The sequence below is a fragment of the Saccharophagus sp. K07 genome (assembly GCF_014336955.1).
Taxonomy (GTDB): Bacteria; Pseudomonadota; Gammaproteobacteria; order Pseudomonadales; family Cellvibrionaceae; genus UBA5868.
The window spans coordinates 674,918-693,262 of sequence record NZ_QRAI01000002.1 but is presented as its reverse complement, the minus strand read 5'-3'; the positions used below and the strand labels follow the sequence as shown (position 1 = coordinate 693,262).

Sequence of the window (18,345 nt, the reverse complement as noted above, 5' to 3'; positions counted from 1 at the left end):
AAACGCACCATTTACAGCAGTCTGAACCCCTATGGAGGTATACTTGAGCGAATTCCTTTTGTTGGTGGCTCATGCCCCCTCCCCTAATACCCAGGCGATTCTGACCGCCATGACCCGCGCCTGGGATGAATCCCTGCAGAATTTGCCATACCGGGCTGTATCACCCTTTGAAACCGACGCATCCCTGATTATGGACGCAAAAGGCATAGTGCTGTTTACCCCGGAAAATTTCGGTTATATGAGCGGAGCGCTCAAAGACATGTTCGACCGGATTTACTATGACTGTTTGGACAATACCCAAGGGCTGCCTTACTGCCTCTGCGTAAGAGCCGGGCAGGACGATGGCAGCGGCACGGAGAAATCAGTCAAGCGTATTACCACTGGACTGCGGTGGAGGGAGGTCCAGCCACCGCTGATTTGCTCAGGTCCCTATCGGGATGACTTCCCCAGCAAAGCTGCAGAGTTTGCCACGGGCTTTGCACTCGGTGTAGAAATGGGGATTTTTTGATTATGCGAGATCCGCCAACATGGCCTTGGCGAGCGCTTCTGCCACTTTGATACCGTCCACACCGGCTGACAGAATTCCACCGGCATAACCTGCACCCTCTCCCGCCGGATAAAGCCCGCGCACATTCAAGCTTTGGAAAGTCTCTGCATCCCGGGTAATGCGCACCGGTGAAGATGTTCGGGTTTCGATACCAGTGAGAACCGCATCCGGACGATCAAATCCGCGAATTTGTTTGCCGAATTCCGGCAGTGCTTCCTGAATCGCCTGAATCACATATTGAGGCAAGGACACGGTCAGATCGCCGAGCAAAACACCGGGTTTATAGGACGGAATGACCTCACCGAATTTTGTCGACAGACGCGCTTTTAAAAAGTCACCGACAAGTTGGGCGGGCGCGCAATAATCCTTGCCACCCAGAATAAATGCATTGGCTTCCAAAGATTCCTGCAATGCAATTCCGGCCAATGGGCCGCCCGGATAATCTTTTTCCGGAGAAATACCCACCACAATTCCTGCATTGGCATTGCGCTCGTTGCGGGAATATTGGCTCATACCATTGGTGACAACTTTATTGGGCTCTGAAGTTGCCGCCACCACAGTACCACCGGGGCACATACAAAAACTGTAAACCGCTCGACCATTGCGCGCGTGATGAACCAGCTTGTAATCCGCTGCCCCCAATTCGGGATGACCGGCGAATTTTCCTAAGCGTGCCTGGTCGATCATGGATTGCGGATGCTCGATACGAAAACCTATGGCAAACGGTTTTGCCTCGACATAAACACCGCGTTCGTGCAAACGGCGGAAGGTATCGCGCGAACTGTGCCCCAACGCCAAGACGACATAACGACTGCGAATTTCTTCACCGTTGCCCAGCACTACGCCTTCAATTCGTCCGTTGTGAATGATGAAATCATCCACTTTGGTTTCGAAGCGCACTTCGCCACCGAGCCGACGAATTTCCTCGCGCATGGACGACACAACACCCGTTAACCTGAAGGTGCCTATATGAGGCTTGCTGACATACAGAATTTCTTCCGGCGCTCCGGCCTTCACAAATTCCTGCATGACTTTGCGGCCGTAGAATTTCGGATCCTTGATCTGGCTGTACAACTTGCCGTCCGAAAATAAACCGGCTCCACCTTCACCAAATTGCACATTGGATTCCGGAGTCAGAATTTTTTTACGCCATAAACCCCAGGTATCTTTGGTGCGACGCCGTACATCTTTACCACGCTCCAGCACTATGGGATTAAATCCCATTTGCGCCAAAGTCAAAGCAGCAAACAATCCACACGGACCAAAGCCGATGCCCAGCGGACGCTCGGGCAAATTCTGCGGCGCTTTTGCCACCGGGTAATAATTGGTATCCGGAGCAACCCTAACGTTTTTATCCTCTGCAAACCGATTTAAAACCTGCTTTTCATTCGCGACTTCTACATCGACAACATAGACAAAGAGCAGCACATCGCTGTTTTTCTTACGCGCGTCATAGCTGCGCTTAAACCCACGAAATTGCGCAAGCCTTCTTCGGCGATTTTCAAGCGTTTGATAATGGCTTGGCGGAGCTGATCAGCCGAGTGATCAATGGGGAGAGAGAGTTCGGTTATGCGGATCATAGGAAGCCTGGCCGGTCATTGCGGCAAAGGTAACTGAGCGGAGCGCATTCTACTCCCATGCTTAAATGGACGCCATATGGCGGACCAGTAGCCAGATGAGCGGATGGGAGCAAAAAACATTTTTTGCGCTGGCACCGAAAATGCAAATGAGCAAACGCTAGATTCTGAATTCCTCAGAATATTTATGACCAGAAATTTAGGAGCAAATTATGAATCGAAGCTTTCTTCCCACCGCTGTGATCACGGCATTGGCAGCGCTGCCATTTTCCGCATCCGCTGCTGAAGGAATCAGTTATTCCTATTTTGAAGTCGATTATATTGTGCAAGATGTCGATATGTACGAAGACGATGATGCGTTCGACAATATAATTGAAGACGTGGACGACGGTGACGGTTTTAAAATTGGGGCGTCCTTTGCGTTCACAAATAATCTGTTCATATTTGGTAATTATGCACAAACCAAGGCAGATTTTACATTTATCAACGATACTGGAGCCGTAATTCCTCAGGATACCGACGTAAAAACACTGCAAGTCGGTCTCGGTTATTTTACTCCAATTACCAACAATGTAGACTTTGTCGTTCGAGCAGCTTACATGGACGTCGATCTGGATGAATTCAGTCTCGGTGCGACTGACCAGGATATCGGTGACGATAGTCTTGGCGATGCTTGGGATGATTTGAATGAAGATACCAGCGATGGTTACTTCGCCGACGTAGGCGTGCGGGCACAAGTGTTAAATTGGTTGGAAGTAGGCGGCGGCGTGCGTTATACCGACTTGGATTCTGGCGATGACGTATCCGCGTTTGGTAACGTCTTGTTCGAAATCAATCAGAATATCGGCATTAACTTGTCCGCAAGCTTTGGTGACAAACTGTCATCCTACGGCTTGGGATTCCGTTATTCGCTCTAAGCGCAGCACAACTGTTGTCATAAAAAAAGCGCTGTTTTTAACAGCGCTTTTTATTTAAGACCAAAACTCAAATCACAAAATTTAAGCTGCCGTTTCGGCCATTGCGCGAATTCGTTTAACCATTGCACGCAAACCGTTACCGCGAGTTGGACTTAAGTGTTTGATCAAACCTAAGCGATCAAAATAATCTTCAATATCAAACTCGAGAATCTGCGCTGCCGTTTTGCCGTTGTAAGCCGCCAACACGACACCCAGCAATCCTTTTACGATAAAAGCGTCGCTATCGGCTTCGAACCAGAATTGTCCGTCGACAGATTTGCCATCGATCCATACCTGACTCTGGCAACCTCGCACTAGATGCACATCGTCTTTTTTCGCTTCATCCATAGTAGGCAATTCTTTGCCGAGATCAATAATGTATTTGTAGCGATCTTCCCAACTATCGAAAAAGCCCACCGTATCAATGATGTCGTCTACGGTAATGGTAGTGCCGAATGGATTGGTTTTCATCAGTAAAACATCCCGGTTTCCAGTTGAGCTTCTTCTGACATCATGTGGCGACTCCACGGCGGATCGAATACCAATTCGACATCAACGGATTTGACATTGGGCACCATGGCTACGCGATATTTGACATCACCGACCAACACTGGCCCCATACCGCACCCGGGCGCAGTCAGCGTCATATCGATTTTGACATGGCCTTTTTCCTGATCGATCGCTACGTTATAGATCAATCCGAGGCTTTTTAAATTGACGGGAATTTCCGGATCGTAAACCGTTTCGAGCGCTTGCCAGATTTGCTCTTCGTGAATTTTTCCATCGCCGTGATCGGTAAAATTCAATTCAAATTTTTCCATGCCCAAGGCGTCGGCCTCAGTGCCGTCAACACGCACCATATTGCCTTGATAGACCAGCGTAAAATTACCGCCGAGCGCTTGGGTTACAGTGACAAATGTATGTGCGGGAATCGTAACGGGTGTCCCCACTGGAACCAAACGTGCGGGGCAATCCCTCACAGTGGCAACCACTCTTTGTTCAGACATTTTTCAATCCACACATAAAAATATTTCGACTACAGACAAGCCTGCCATCACACGCTAAAACTTTCACCACAACCGCATTCGTCTTTGACATTGGGATTATTCATCACCAAATTCTTGTTGAGCCCCATCTGTGTCAGGTCGATTGAGAGTCCTTTAATAGCGGCTAGGCAACCGGTTTCCACATAAAGCTCAACGTCATCCGCAAGCTTGCGGGTAGTGTCGCCATCGTGCGGGTTATCAACCTCTTCGATGACGTATTTGAAACCGGTGCATCCGGCTTCCTTCAAACTGATACGCACGCCTTTTTTCGCGTTTTTCTTCAGCAGGCGGCGAAAATGCTCAAGAGCAGCGTCCGATACTGTAATGGTATCGATCAACTCTCTCGGATTAGTGCTGTAGGTTTCGACGGACATAACCACCTCTACGAATACCTGATGAAGAAAACATGATTGCTAGAGCAAAAATTTTTTCACTTTTGCCATGGCATTAAAAAACCGGTCGATATCCTCGTGATTGTTGTAAATCGACAAAGACGCTCGCACAGTACCCGGAACTCCCAGATAGGCCATCAAGGGTTGTGCACAATGGTGACCCGTGCGCACTGCTACGCCTTGTTGATCCAGGATTGTCCCCACATCAGAAGGATGTGCGCCCGGCAATAAAAAGCTGTAAATACCTGCCGCATGGCGCGGTGACGCAACGCGGCGCAAACCCATTTCCTCACCGCGCTCTATACATTCCGCCAAAAGCGCCGCTTCATGAGCTTGCACGGCAGCGCGATCCAAATTGCCCAGATACTCGATGGCCGCAGCCATACCTATCGCACCGGCAATATCCGGAGTACCCGCTTCAAATTTGTAAGGCAATTGATTAAACGTAGTACCACTGAAACTGACGGATTCAATCATTTCTCCGCCACCTTGGTACGGCGGCATTTGCTCCAGCAAGGACTCACGTCCCCACAACACACCTATACCCGTCGGTCCAAAGGCTTTATGGCCAGAAAATGCATAAAAATCGCAATTTAAATCCTGTACATCCACAGGAAAATGCGCGATGGCTTGCGCGCCGTCCACCAGCACTTTGGCACCAACGGCATGAGCAGACTGCACGATGGATTTAATCGGATTGACCGTGCCGAGCGCATTGGACACCTGATTGACAGCAACGATCTTGACTCGCTCATCCAATAAAGCAGCGTATGCATCCAAATCCAGATCGCCGCGATTATCCAACGGAATTGGAATAACAGTCGCTCCGCGTTCGGCCGCAATTAATTGCCAAGGCACAATATTGGAGTGATGTTCCAGCGTGGAAACCAGAATTTTGTCGCCGGGCTGCAACGCAACCCTGCCATAGGATGCTGCGACCAGATTGATTGATTCTGTAGTACCGCGCGTCCAGATAATCTGTTCTGGCTTCGGACTATTGATAAATTGCGCAATGCGCTTGCGGGCATTTTCAAAACCCGTAGTGGCGCGATCTGCCAATGCGTGCGCCGCGCGGTGCACATTGGAATTATCCTGCAAATAATATTGGCTCAGAGCATCTATCACGACTCTGGGCTTTTGCGTTGTTGCAGCGCTGTCCAAATAGACCAGCGGCTGATCATGGACCAGCTGCTGCAAAATAGGAAAATCCCGGCGTACAGCTTCTACATCGTAACTAGTCAAAGTGCTCTCCGATTTATTCCGCCGCGGCCAACTCGTCTACGAGGCTTGTTTCCCGGCCGAACCAATGGGTCAGCACTGGTCGCAAATAATCTGTAAGCGCCTCTTGTTTGAGCTGACCAATCAGTTCATTAATGAAACCAAAGCTCAGCATCACTTCCGCTTCTTTGCGCGAAATGCCCCGCATCAAAAAATAATGCAGCGCATTTTCATCCATGCGGGCGACAGTCGCGCCGTGCGCACATTGCACGTCGTCAGCGTAGATTTCCAGCTCTGGTTTGGTATTGACCTCGGCTTTATCGCTCAACAACAAATTTTTATTGCTGAGTTCCGCGCGCGTCTTTTGCGCTTGCGGGTGGATATGAATGCGACCGTTAAAAACGGCTTTGGCGTTATCTGCAACTATGCCGCGAAATACTTCCTGGGTCGTACAGTTCGGCACCCGGTGCTCGATCGTTGTGTGGTAATCAATCTGCTGATTACCTTGCGGCAGATAAACACCATTCAACTGACAATCCGCACCTGGGCCATTGTGATTGATCACCACATCCACGCGCTTCAATGGACCTCCCAAACCGAGATGGAAACTGTCCAAGTAGGAGTTGGCTGCCAAGGATGCGTACACGCCACCGACGTGCACCGCACTCTGCTCTTCCAGATGAATTCGATAATGCTCACAGCGCGCGCCATCTTGCAGACACAATTCCGTCACACCGTGAGTAAAACTGTTCTGAGAGTCTGCCGTGGATACAAATTGCTCCACCAAAATCACCGAGGAATGATTTTCCGCCAGCAACAAAAATCGCTGAGGGATATGGAACGGTTTTTCCTGCGCGCTCGACAGCCAAACGATTTGAACCGGCTTATTCAGCTCAATATTTTTGCCGACATGCAAAAACACACCATCTTCAATCAACTGCTGGTTGACCGCAGCAAACAGATGACAATCCGCCTCCACCACGCTGTTCAAATACTTTACCAACAATTCCTGCTGTGAAGCATTTGCATCGGCAAAACGAATCAACTCAACACCGGCGGGAAGACCTTGCAGGTCGGACAAATTCGCAGAAAATACGCCGTTAACAAAAACCAAACGGTATGCATCGAAATTGGCTATAGCAAAATGCTGCGACAAATCGGCATTAATGGCGTGGCCGCGCTCGGCCAAAAAATTTATGTGTTCCAGCGGACGCAGCGACGTGTATTTCCAGCTCTCGGTTTTTCGCGTTGGCCATGCGGCATCGCGCAAAATAGCAGCGCCTGCGTCGTGAACAGCTTGCAACCAAGCTGGGCCGCCAGCGCGCAGGCTCGCCAATTGCTCAAGAAATTGAGACATCAGGCAACCTCGTTCTCGATCCAGCCGTAGCCCTTCTCTTCCAGTTCGAGAGCCAGGGATTTATCGCCGCTCTTGATAATGCGACCACCGGCCAGCACGTGCACATAATCCGGAACTATGTAATCCAACAAACGCTGGTAGTGAGTCACCACAATAAATGAGCGCTCCGGACTGCGCAGAGCGTTTACGCCATTGGCGACGATCTGCAATGCGTCAATATCGAGACCGGAATCGGTCTCATCGAGAATGGCCAATTTGGGTTCCAGCAACATCATTTGCATGATTTCGTTGCGTTTCTTTTCACCGCCAGAAAAACCTTCGTTAACGCCGCGTTTCAAAAATGACTGATCGAGGCCGACCACTTTGCAGATATCGCGCGCTTTTTTCATAAAGCTGACTGCGTCCAAAGGCTCGAGGCCGTGATGCTCACGCTGGGCATCGACTGAAGCTTTGAGAAATTCCATATTACTGACACCAGGAATTTCTACCGGGTATTGAAACGCCAGAAAAAGTCCTTCGCGAGCGCGTTCTTCGGCATCCAATTCCAATAAATTTTTGCCGAGAAATTCCACTTCGCCACCGATAACTTCATAACCGGGTTTCCCAGCCAGGGCATATCCAGTGGTGCTTTTGCCTGAGCCGTTCGGCCCCATGATGGCGTGAACCTCTCCTGCTTTGATCTGCAGATTCAAGCCTTTCAGAATCTGCTTATCATCCACAGTCACCTGCAAATCGCGAATCGACAACATTTAATTCATTTCTCCAAAAACGGCGCGGCCATAGCAGCGCAAATCAAACTTTTTAGCCCACCGACCCTTCAAGGCTCACTTCCAGCAATTTGCCCGCTTCCACGGCAAACTCCATCGGCAGTTCTTTAAATACCTCTTTACAGAAGCCATTGACGATCATGGACACGGCTTTTTCTGCGCTTATGCCGCGTTGCTGGCAGAGAAACAATTGATCGTCGCTGACTTTGGACGTAGTCGCCTCGTGCTCGATGACTGCGGAAGGATTTTTACTTTCGATATAAGGGAATGTGTGCGCAGCGCATTGATCACCGATCAACAAGGAGTCGCACTGGGTGTAATTACGCGCACCACTCGCACCCGGGTTCATGCGCACCAGCCCACGATAAGCGTTGGAGCTTTTACCGGCGGAAATACCTTTGGACACAATGGTGGAGCGGGTATTTTTGCCGATATGGATCATTTTGGTGCCAGTGTCCGCCTGCTGGAAATTGTTGGTGAGCGCGACGGAATAAAATTCGCCGACGCTGTTATCACCTTTCAGAACACAACTCGGATATTTCCAGGTCACAGCAGAACCGGTTTCAACCTGCGTCCAGGACACGCGCGCATTGGTATGCGCCACAGCACGCTTGGTCACAAAGTTGTAAATACCGCCTTTGCCTTGCGCGTCACCGGGATACCAGTTTTGCACGGTGGAATATTTGATATAGGCATTATCCAAGGCAACCAACTCGACAACAGCTGCGTGCAACTGGTTTTCGTCGCGCATTGGCGCAGTACAACCTTCCAGATAACTGACCTGGCTGCCTTCATCAGCAATAATCAAAGTGCGTTCGAATTGGCCAGTTTTGGATTCGTTGATACGGAAATAGGTGGACAATTCCATCGGGCAGCGCACACCCTTCGGAATATAAACAAATGAACCATCACTAAAGACCGCGCTGTTGAGGGCCGCGTAATAATTGTCTTTTTGCGGCACTACGCTGCCCAAATATTTCTGCACCAGCTCCGGATATTCACGAATGGCTTCGGAAATCGGACAGAAAATAACGCCGGCGTCTTTTAATTTTTCCCGGAATGTCGTCGCGACAGAAACCGAGTCAAACACCGCATCCACCGCAACGCCGGCGAGCATTTCCTGCTCGTGCAGCGGAATACCTAATTTTTTGTAGGTTTCCAAAAGTTGCGGATCAACTTCGTCCAAACTCTTAGGTTTGTCCGCCAGACTTTTGGGCGCAGAGTAGTAGGAGATCTGATCAAAATCGATTTTGGGATAACTGACGTGCGCCCAGGTGGGTTCGGTCATTTCGCGCCAAGTGCGATAGGCTTTCAAGCGCCATTCAAGCATCCATTCCGGCTCGTCTTTTTTGGCGGAAATAAACCGAATGACGTCTTCATCCAATCCCGGCGGCAGCGTATCGGATTCGATCTGGGTGACAAAACCCGCCGAATACTCTTTGCGAATTAAACTGTCGATTTGTTCTTGCGACATAAAAACAACCTTTCTAGCGCCCTGCCGGGCTTGGCAAAACTGACATTAATTCAGCTTTCACCTATACGATTAATAACGAATTTAGCCGCGCATTTCGCGCACGACACTCACCACTTTTTCCGCAGCAAAATCCACGTCTGCGTCGGTGGTGAAGCGGCCAAAACTAAAGCGCAGCGCGCTGTGCGCCAGCTGGTCACTCAAGCCTATGGCCTTGAGTACATATGAGGGTTCCAGGCTCGCGGACGTGCAAGCGGAACCGGTCGATACCGCCAATTCGCGCAACATCATCAGCAATTGTTCGCCATCGACGCCACCGAAACTGATATTGAGGTTGCCAGCCACACGCGGCTCGAGCGCGCCGTTTACATATACGTCATCGAGCTCCTGAACCTTGTGCCAAAAGCGGTCGCGCAGTTGTTTGATGCGCGCCTGCTCTTCCACCATATTTTTCTGCGCAATGTGCGCCGCTTCGCCGAGACCGACAATCTGGTGCGTCGGCAAAGTGCCAGAGCGCATACCGCGCTCATGCCCGCCGCCGTGAATCAGAGGCACCAATTTGAAGTCTGCAGTGCGGCGGACAAATAATGCGCCTATGCCTTTCGGTCCGTACATTTTGTGCGCCGACACCGAAAGCAAATCCACTTTTAATTCGTGAACATCAATCGGCAATTTGCCGGCACTTTGCGCCGCGTCCACATGAAAAATCACGCCTTTGGAGCGGCAGAGCTCACCCACGGCGCCTATATCTGTGACAACGCCAATTTCGTTGTTCACGTGCATCAAACTGACCAGGATGGTATCGGGGCGCAGCGCTGCAGCGACCTGCTCGGGGGTGACGATGCCCGACGAATCCGGACGCAGCCAGGTAATTTCAAAGCCCTTCTGTTCCAGATACTTGCAAACATCCAGCACCGCTTTGTGCTCAGTGACGGAAGTAATGATGTGTTTGCCTTTGTCGGCGCGGCTTTCGGCTATGCCTTTGATCGCCAGATTGTTGGATTCGGTAGCACCACTGGTCCACACGATCTCGCGCGGATCCGCGCCCAGCAGAATGGCCAATTGGTTGCGCGCTTCTTCCACCGCCTCTTCCGCGCGCCAGCCATAAAAATGCGAGCGGGAGGCAGGGTTGCCGAAATTGCCGTCAAATGTCAGACATTCCGCCATGCGCTGCGCGACTTCCGGATCGACCGGAGTCGTTGCTGCGTAGTCGAGGTAAACCGGCATGGACATGATGTAAAGAACTCTCGCAGATTAGTTCAGAGAGGAAACCGCGATAACACTTTCTTCGTCATCGCGCTGCGTGCGCCCGTCTTGTCTTGCAGATACGGACTGAACGTCGCGGCGAGCCACCAAGCTCGCAAGGCTGATACTGCTTAAAAACTGATGAATCTGTTCACTCAAGTCGCTCCACAAATAGTGGGTCAAGCAGACTTCACCGTGCTGGCAATTTCCAGCACCGCCACAATTGGTGGCATCTACCGATTCGTTAACCGCATCTATGATCTGAGCGACAAACACTTCTTCCAGCGGGCGCTTGAGCTTATAACCGCCACCTGGCCCCCGCACGCTGCACACCAAATCATTCTGGCGCAGCTTGGCAAATAATTGTTCCAGGTATGAAAGGGAGATTTCCTGGCGTCGGGAGATGTCCGCAAGGCTTACCGGACCATCCGAGCTGTGCAACGCCAAATCCAGCATTGCCGTCACCGCATAACGGCCTTTAGTAGTCAGACGCATGACGAATCCCCTTGAGCTTCACCCTGAAAACAAGCCGAAGATTATCAAATACCCTACTAATTTAGTCAAGTATTGCCCTGACCCGGGTCACCACCTTCCAGTTCACGTATACGCGCTTCCAAAGCCGCGATTTTGTTGTGTGAGTGGAAGATATGGTTCTGCACTGAAGTCAGCACGCCACGCAGAATGCCAAGCTCCATCTGGTCCAAACGCACGCGGTTATACAGGCGGCGCAAACGCGTCATGGTCTGGCGGGGATTGTCGGCGGTGAGAAAGCCCAGCTTGGTCAGCGTTTCTTCGAGATGGGTGAAATACATCTCGACATCCTGAAACTGTGCGGGCGGCATATCCCAGTCATCAAAATGAACCGGCGCGCCGCTTTCCGCCGCCAGGGCGGACATGCGAATCTCATAAGCAATCACCTGAAGCGCCGCTGCGACGTTGAGCGCGCTGTATTCGGGATTCGCCGGGATATGCACATGGAAATGGCATTTCTGCAGCTCTTCGTTGGTCAAGCCGCGATCTTCGCGCCCGAACACAATGGCCACTTCATGTTTGGCGGATTCTGCCCACACCCGGTCACCACACTCGCGCGGTGTTAACAGCGGCCAAGGAATTCGGCGGCCGCGCGCGGACGTGCCGATCACCAGCGGGCAATCCGCCACAGCTTCTTCCAGGGTGCCGACCACCTGGATTTTGTCCAGCACATCAAGGGCATTGGCTGCGCGCCAGACGGCTCGCTCAGAGGGATATTCCAGCGGATCCACCAGCACCAGACGGGAAAGCCCCATATTTTTCAGGGCGCGCGCAGCAGCTCCAATGTTGCCGGGATGGGTGGTATTCACCAGAACCATGCGTATGTTGTCGAACATGCTGTAATCCGGAGGTCGCGAAAAAGGCGCGGAGTTTAGCAGATTCGGCTCGGCGCTGTTATAATCCCGCGCCTTTTGCACCATCCTGTCTTGAGAGTCACTCCATGGAACCCATGTTAACGATGGCATTGCGCGCAGCTCGCAAAGCCGGTGAATTCATTGAACGCTCCCTGGAGCGCGTCGATTTAGTACAAATCGAAGAAAAAGGCCGCAACGATTTTGTCAGCGAAGTGGACCGCAAGGCAGAACAGGAAGTCCTCTACCACCTCAAGAAGGCCTACCCTACCCACGGGTTTCGCGGCGAAGAGTCCGGCACCGTCGGCAATCCCGACAGCGAATACCAGTGGATCATCGACCCACTCGATGGCACCACCAATTTTCTCCACGGCATTCCCCATTTCGCCGTGTCCATTGCTTGTTTTTATAAGGACCAGCCGCTGCACGCTGTTGTGCTGGACCCGGTAAAACGCGAAGAATTTACCGCCAGCAAAGGCAAAGGCGCCGCCCTGAATGGTCGACGCATCCGCGTCAGCCCGCGCCGCAGTCTGGAAGGCGCGCTGATCGGCACTGGCATTCCCTTCAATGGCTTTGCCCTGGAACACATAGATGCCTATCTGGATTGCATGCGTGAAATCGCAGGCCAAACCGCAGGCATTCGCCGCCCGGGCTCAGCCGCTCTGGATTTGGCCTATGTTGCCGCGGGCCGCTATGACGGTTTTTGGGAAATGAACCTGAAGGAGTGGGATATAGCTGCGGGGCTTTTGTTGGTGAAAGAAGCTGGCGGCATGGTCTCCGACTTCAAAGGCGGGAACGATTATCTCGACAGCGGCAATATCGTGTGCGCCACTCCCAAAGTCTTTAAAAGCTTGCTGCAAATCGTCGGCAAGCATATGGGCAATATCTAAATCTCCAGAGCCATGCAGGCCCAAGTCCGGTGCCTTATGACACCGGACTCTCCTCTTCCTCCAGCAATATGTTCATCACATCCATCAACTGCTGCAAATTCAGCGGTTTGGTGAGGTAGTACGAAAAGCCTGCAGAACGCCCTCGATCTATATCCTGCGCCATAGCATTGGCAGACAGTGCCACAACTGGGATATCACGGGTATTGGGGTCGGCTTTCAGAACGGCCAGAGCTTCGTAGCCGTCCATGCCGGGCAAATTGATATCCATCAGGATCAAATGCGGCTTATTGGTGCGCGCCAGATACAAGCCGCGCAAAGCATCCACCGCCAAGTCCAAATGCAGGTTGGGATAACGGGCCAACAGGCGCGCCACCAAGCGCTGGTTGGAAACGTTGTCTTCGATATAGAGGACTTTTTTCTGACCTGACACCGATAACTGGAACAAGCTCTCGTCGCCCGCAGCGACCGCAGTATTCGAGGGCGACTCCAGTGCGACTCCTGTCGTAGCTTCGGCGCAAAGCGGCAAATCCACCCAAAACTGACTGCCGACTCCCTCTTCACTGGTGAAATCAATTCGCCCGCCCATATGGCAGACGAGCTGTTTGGTGATCACCAATCCCACACCGCTGCCTTCGATACTGCCCAGCTCAGCCCCCAACCGATTAAAGGGCTGGAAGACTTCAGAATGGCGCTCTTTGGCGATGCCTCGACCGGTGTCTTCAATGTTCACACGGAAATAATGATCGTCAGCGATACAGCAGGTAATCACGACTTTGCCCTGCTCGCGGTTGTATTTAATCGCATTGCCTATGAGGTTGAGGAACACCTGACGCAGCCGGACCTTGTCGCCGCTGACGGTTCGATCAGCCAAATCGTTGGTCTGCAAACACAACTGCACACCGCGGGATTCCGCTTGGGCCTTCACCAAGGTGATGCATTCTTTAATGAGATCCACCGGTCTTAAGATCTCCATAGCCAGCACCAACTTGCCGGCTTCGATCTTGGCCAAGTCGAGCACATCACCCACCAGCTGCAACAAATGTTCACCGGCAGCGCGAATCTCCGCAGCGCTCTCTTGCAAGCTGGGCGATACGGAAGCGTCCATTTCAATCAGCTGGGCAAAGCCGAGAATTGCGTTCAATGGCGTGCGCAGCTCATGGCTCATGCTGGACAGGAATTCGGATTTCGCTTTATTGGCTTTCTCCGCGACTTCTTTGGCTTTCAATACCCGCTCTTCGGCGAGCTTGAGTTCGGTGATGTCCATATTGGTGCCGGACATGCGCAGCGGCTCGCCTTTTTCATTGAAGGTCATCTGGCCGCGCGCGCGTATCCAGCGCCACTTTTCGTCTTTGCCGCGAATTCGGTATTCAACGTCGAACGGCGCCTCACCTCGAATATGAGCCGCAAGTGCTTTGTCGAAGGCAATGCCGTCTTCCGGGTGCATGCGGCGGCGCCAGGCTTGGATGCGGTCGATACCCTGATTGACCACATCGTCGTGGTCGGTGTAGCCAAGGTGCTCCCAACACCGATTGGAAAAATGGAATCCGCCGTGTTCGGCTGACCATTCCCAGATACCGTCATTGGAAGATTGAATAATGCGCGCGTGGCGCGCTTCACTGATCAGCAGCGCTTGCTCGGTCTGCTTCTGTTTGGTGACATCGAATGCGATACCGCTGATGTACAACACCCAGCCATTCTTATCGCGTACGGAATCGGCGCGAATCTCGGACCAGATATAACCGCCCTTTTTGCGGCGTGTGCGATAGGTGACTTCGCCAGGACCGGGCTTCTTCAGCATGCGACCAACAGCCTCACGCACCTTGTCCACATCGTCCGGGTGGATGTAATCGTAATAGTTGGTTGAGACGGAAATGTAGTCGACATCCTCATCGGTATAACCGAGATAACGCCAGTAGCCACCACTCCAATCCATGCGCCGGGCCATCAAATCCCAATCGAAATAACCGTATCCGTGGCTTCCATGGAAAATCCTTTGGTGACGCGCCACAGCTTCACGCAGCTCGTTCAGTTCCTTTTCGTGGTCCGATGTAAATAAGGTTTTTAAGAATTTCATGAAAGCCCTTCCCTCCTATTCCGTGCTCTGCCCCCGTCCTACCCTTTTCCCATCTACCAGAACCTAACTTTCTCGTTCGATCAAGCTAAGGGGAATCAAGAAACGGCTCGCTAGATTCTTTTCTCATTAGATCCGCGGGCGACTCGCGCAAATGGGGCCGAGTCTATACTTTTCAAAAGCGCCCGCAAAGTAGTCAAAAGCGCTGAGCAAGAGAGTCAAAGCACCAGCAAAAATGCCGTTTCCCTGCGGCAATGCTGTTAAAACCTGTTCGACAGCAGAGGAGTTGCCCTATGAAGTTTCGGGAATTCAGCAAGAATTTATCCGACGAGATTGAGAATTTGTTCGTCAATTTAGGCGGCAGCTGCCTACCGGAAGAGGCGCATCGTCTTGATGAGACTGTTTCGATTCAAGACATTTTGGAACGGGTAAAAAATCTCGATATTGATACCGATAAGGTAACCGATCCGTCCAAGCCTGCTTCCCGTTGAGTCCGATAAACCGAATCCAATAAAAAAGGGGCCTAGGCCCCTTTTTGCTTTGTAACCACTCGCTGCTTAAGGCAGCTCGTCCAGTTCCGCTCCTTCCTTCACTGGCGGCATCAAGTCTTCTCGGGTCAGTTTCATCCAGACAATCGCTGGTGACATGACGAAAATAGATGAGAAAGTTCCGACAATCACACCGATGATCAAGGCAATGGAGAAGTTTTCCAGCAGCTCCCCACCGAACAAATAGAGCGCAATCAGTACCATCAAGGTGGTACCGGAGGTGATCACGGTACGACCCAGTACCTGGGTCAGGGATATGTTGATAATTTCTTCCGTCGTTTCCGTACGCAAAATGCGGAAGTTTTCCCGAATACGGTCTGCCACAACGATCGAGTCGTTTAATGAATAGCCATTGGCCGCCAAAACCGCAGCCAGAACCGTCAGATCAAAATCGAGCTGAAATAAAGAGAACACCCCTAATAGAATCAGCGCGTCAAATACTTGGGAAACTATGGTCGCAACCGAGAATTTGGTCTGGAAGCGCACGGCGACGTAGATGAACACAGTTCCAAATGCGACCAGCAGACCGAGAATACCGTTGGTGGCCATCTCTTCACCAATTTGCGCCCCTATGATTTCACTGCGCGTCAGAGTGATATCAACACCCGGTGTACGCTGGCGAAGAGCATCGGCAATGGCTTCCCCAATATTGGCTGTTACCTTTTCTCCGTCTTCACTCGTATCGCTTTGCAGGCGCACCAAAAGCTCATTTTCTGAACCGAAATGCACGACAACCGCACCTGGATATCCCGCCTCGCTCAGCTGCTGGCGCACAGTTTCCAGGTTCGCAGGACGATCGTAGTGGAGTTCGAGCAAGGTCCCGCCGGTGAAGTCCAATCCGAGATTGAAACCTCTGACCCCAAACGAAACCAAAGCGACCAAACATAAAACTAAAGAAACGCCCATCACCCAATTGCGGGCGCCCATAAAATTAATGATTTTTTCGTTATTCATGGACTATACCCCGCTCAGATCCACAGTTTGGTAACGTTTCGATTGCCGTAAATGAGATTCACAATTGCGCGAGTACCTACCACGGCAGTGAATACTGAGGTGACAATCCCGAGAGACAGAGTAACGGCGAAACCTTTCACCGAGCCAGAGCTGATCGCATACAAAATGAAGGCAACGATCAAAGTTGTCAGGTTGGCATCTATGATGGAAGTAAAGGCACGATCAAAGCCGGCACGAATGGCGCCTTGCGGCGACAGCCCTGCTTTAAGCTCTTCCTTGATGCGCGAGTAGATCAACACATTCGCGTCCACCGCCATACCCAAGGTCAAAACGATACCGGCGATACCCGGCATGGTAAGTGTCGCGCCCAAAATCGACATAAGCGCCGTCAGCAATACCAGGTTCATGGTCAGCACTATATTCGCGACAATGCCGAAAACCTTGTAGTAAACCAACATGAAGATCACGAGCAGCAGCAATCCGATCTGCACGGATTTGATACCCATGGCGATGTTTTCCGCTCCCAGAGATGGACCCACGGTGCGCTCTTCGACGAACACCATAGGCGCTGCCAGAGATCCCGCGCGCAACAGAAGAGCCACGTCGTTGGCTTCGCGTGAGCTGTCCAAACCAGTGATCTGGAAGCGTGCACCCAGTGCACTGCGAATCGTCGCCAAGTTGATGATTTTGCGATCTTCCTTGGTCACATCTTTTTCTACGACTTCGCCGTTCTCCACTACTCGCTGCTTCTCGGTGTAATAGTCGATAAACAGCACACCCATATTGCGGCCCACTTCATTACGAGTGGCGTGGTGCATCAGGTTGCCGCCCTCGCTGTCCAGGGTGATATCGATTTTGGGGCTGTTACTCTGGTCGTCGAAACCCGCCATCGCGTTAATTACACGCTCACCGGTAATAATGCGCCGGCGCTCCAGGTATTTGGGTCCGCGCATTTGCCGATCCTGTTCGGTATAAAACTCGAACTTTTCTTTTTGCGTCACTGGAGTTTCCGGCAGAGCTTCAAGACGGAATTCGAGGTTGGCAGTTTTGCCGAGAATTCGCTTGGCACCAGCGGCATCTTGCACGCCCGGCAACTCGACTACTATGCGATTGCGGCCCTGACGTTGCACCAAGGGTTCACTCACACCCAATTCATTCACCCGGTTGCGCAAGGTGGTCAGGTTCTGCGAGACCGCGTGATCTTCGATTTCGCGAATCGTCTGATCGGAAATCTGCGCGCGAATCCAATAGCCTTTGCTGTCGCTGCCGCGCTGGCGCACCAGGTCTGGCAGGTTGTCTTGCAGGAATTTCATCAGCTCGCGCTGAGTTTCTTCACTCGGCGCAGTGATGACGAAAGTACGTTCTTCCTGCTTCACATCCACATTGAATAAACGGCGCTCGCGGATGCCTTTTCTAATCGTTTCCTGCATATCCGTCATACGGTCAGCAACGGCTCTCGGCGTATCCACCTCCAACAAGAAGTGCACACCGCCGGCCAAGTCCAACCCGAGGTTCATCGGATTTGCGCCTATGGACAACAGCCAATCAGGGGTATTGGAAGCGCGGTTGAGCGCAACCACATAACGCTTGTCGGCCGCCTGAAATTCGGCACTGTTCAAGGTCGACTGCACAACCTTTTGGGCGGCAAGCTGTTGAGATCCGTCACGCAGACGAATCATAGCGCTGCCAGCCTCGGTGATTTCCTCACCAAAATGTTCGATACCCGCTTCTGACAAAGCAGCGCCAAGGGTTTTCAACAGAGCATCATCCACATTGGCGGCGCGGGAGTTGGCGGTGACCTGAATGGCGGGGTCCGGGCTGTAAAGGTTTGGCAAGGCATAAATGAAGCCGACACTGATGACGACAATCAGCAAGACGTACTTCCATAAAGGAAAACGATTCATGAGTCAGTCCAACGTTTCTT

Annotated in this window: 18 protein-coding genes; 4 read left to right on the top strand and 14 right to left on the bottom strand. The window is 51.7% G+C overall.

The window, feature by feature from the left end; translation table 11 throughout:
• Positions 1–43: 43 nt before the first annotated feature.
• A complete protein-coding gene (locus tag DWB84_RS09500; RefSeq protein WP_187409516.1) occupies positions 44–508 on the top strand; it encodes an NAD(P)H-dependent oxidoreductase in 465 nt (154 codons plus the stop codon).
• Here the strand turns inward: DWB84_RS09500 and DWB84_RS09495 are convergent, their stop codons facing one another.
• Positions 509–1,975 carry an NAD(P)/FAD-dependent oxidoreductase gene (locus DWB84_RS09495; protein WP_370589695.1) on the bottom strand — a complete coding sequence of 489 codons (1,467 nt, stop codon included), beginning with the start codon at positions 1,973–1,975 and terminating at the stop codon, positions 509–511.
• 361 nt (positions 1,976–2,336) lie between these two features.
• On the opposite strand from DWB84_RS09495, the gene DWB84_RS09490 reads away from it, so the two are divergent.
• Positions 2,337–3,041 (top strand): outer membrane beta-barrel protein, encoded by a 705-nt coding sequence (locus tag DWB84_RS09490; RefSeq protein WP_187409515.1) that lies wholly within the window; start codon positions 2,337–2,339, stop codon positions 3,039–3,041.
• 81 nt (positions 3,042–3,122) lie between these two features.
• On the opposite strand, the gene DWB84_RS09485 is transcribed toward DWB84_RS09490, so the two are convergent.
• The 10 genes from DWB84_RS09485 to trmJ all read right to left on the bottom strand — a co-directional run bounded on the left by DWB84_RS09485 (position 3,123) and on the right by trmJ (position 11,943).
• Positions 3,123–3,551, bottom strand: coding sequence for a SufE family protein (locus DWB84_RS09485; RefSeq protein ID WP_187409514.1), 429 nt, complete (start codon positions 3,549–3,551; stop codon positions 3,123–3,125).
• Positions 3,551–4,087, bottom strand: coding sequence for a putative Fe-S cluster assembly protein SufT (sufT, locus tag DWB84_RS09480; RefSeq protein ID WP_187409513.1), 537 nt, complete (start codon positions 4,085–4,087; stop codon positions 3,551–3,553). The genes DWB84_RS09485 and sufT overlap by 1 nt, the downstream gene beginning before the upstream one ends.
• Before the next feature lie 47 nt (positions 4,088–4,134).
• On the bottom strand, positions 4,135–4,500 hold the full coding sequence (locus tag DWB84_RS09475) for an iron-sulfur cluster assembly accessory protein (protein ID WP_187409512.1): 366 nt from the start codon (positions 4,498–4,500) through the stop codon (positions 4,135–4,137).
• Positions 4,501–4,539: 39 nt separating this feature from the next.
• Positions 4,540–5,760: an aminotransferase class V-fold PLP-dependent enzyme gene (locus DWB84_RS09470; RefSeq protein WP_187409511.1), complete on the bottom strand. Its 1,221-nt coding sequence runs from the start codon at positions 5,758–5,760 to the stop codon at positions 4,540–4,542.
• Positions 5,761–5,773: 13 nt separating this feature from the next.
• The gene (gene sufD, locus DWB84_RS09465) at positions 5,774–7,093 is read right to left on the bottom strand and encodes a Fe-S cluster assembly protein SufD (RefSeq protein WP_187409510.1); all 1,320 of its coding nucleotides are present in this window, start codon (positions 7,091–7,093) and stop codon (positions 5,774–5,776) included.
• Positions 7,093–7,842, bottom strand: a complete 750-nt coding sequence (gene sufC, locus DWB84_RS09460) for a Fe-S cluster assembly ATPase SufC (protein ID WP_187409509.1) — start codon at positions 7,840–7,842, stop codon at positions 7,093–7,095. Before sufC ends, sufD begins: the two co-directional genes overlap by 1 nt.
• A 52-nt stretch (positions 7,843–7,894) precedes the next feature.
• On the bottom strand, positions 7,895–9,334 hold the full coding sequence (gene sufB, locus DWB84_RS09455) for a Fe-S cluster assembly protein SufB (protein WP_187409508.1): 1,440 nt from the start codon (positions 9,332–9,334) through the stop codon (positions 7,895–7,897).
• Positions 9,335–9,415: 81 nt separating this feature from the next.
• Positions 9,416–10,564, bottom strand: a complete 1,149-nt coding sequence (locus tag DWB84_RS09450; RefSeq protein WP_187409507.1) for an IscS subfamily cysteine desulfurase — start codon at positions 10,562–10,564, stop codon at positions 9,416–9,418.
• 21 nt (positions 10,565–10,585) lie between these two features.
• Entirely contained in the window at positions 10,586–11,071 is a 486-nt protein-coding gene (iscR, locus tag DWB84_RS09445; RefSeq protein WP_187409506.1) for a Fe-S cluster assembly transcriptional regulator IscR, read from the bottom strand.
• 65 nt (positions 11,072–11,136) lie between these two features.
• Complete coding sequence (gene trmJ, locus DWB84_RS09440) at positions 11,137–11,943, bottom strand: tRNA (cytosine(32)/uridine(32)-2'-O)-methyltransferase TrmJ (RefSeq protein ID WP_187409505.1); 807 nt, start codon at positions 11,941–11,943, stop codon at positions 11,137–11,139.
• A gap of 104 nt (positions 11,944–12,047) precedes the next feature.
• Between trmJ and DWB84_RS09435 the strand changes: the two genes are divergently transcribed.
• Positions 12,048–12,848 (top strand): inositol monophosphatase family protein, encoded by an 801-nt coding sequence (locus DWB84_RS09435; RefSeq protein ID WP_187409504.1) that lies wholly within the window; start codon positions 12,048–12,050, stop codon positions 12,846–12,848.
• Positions 12,849–12,882: 34 nt separating this feature from the next.
• Here the strand turns inward: DWB84_RS09435 and DWB84_RS09430 are convergent, their stop codons facing one another.
• On the bottom strand, positions 12,883–14,922 hold the full coding sequence (locus DWB84_RS09430) for a PAS domain-containing protein (protein WP_187409503.1): 2,040 nt from the start codon (positions 14,920–14,922) through the stop codon (positions 12,883–12,885).
• A 290-nt stretch (positions 14,923–15,212) separates the two neighbouring features.
• On the opposite strand from DWB84_RS09430, the gene DWB84_RS09425 reads away from it, so the two are divergent.
• On the top strand, positions 15,213–15,410 hold the full coding sequence (locus DWB84_RS09425) for a hypothetical protein (RefSeq protein WP_187409502.1): 198 nt from the start codon (positions 15,213–15,215) through the stop codon (positions 15,408–15,410).
• Between the two features lie 66 nt (positions 15,411–15,476).
• Here DWB84_RS09425 and secF read toward each other — a convergent pair whose 3' ends face one another.
• Positions 15,477–16,421, bottom strand: coding sequence for a protein translocase subunit SecF (gene secF, locus DWB84_RS09420; protein WP_187409501.1), 945 nt, complete (start codon positions 16,419–16,421; stop codon positions 15,477–15,479).
• A gap of 14 nt (positions 16,422–16,435) precedes the next feature.
• Positions 16,436–18,325 (bottom strand): protein translocase subunit SecD, encoded by a 1,890-nt coding sequence (gene secD, locus DWB84_RS09415; protein WP_187409500.1) that lies wholly within the window; start codon positions 18,323–18,325, stop codon positions 16,436–16,438.
• Between the last annotated feature and the right edge of the window lie 20 nt (positions 18,326–18,345).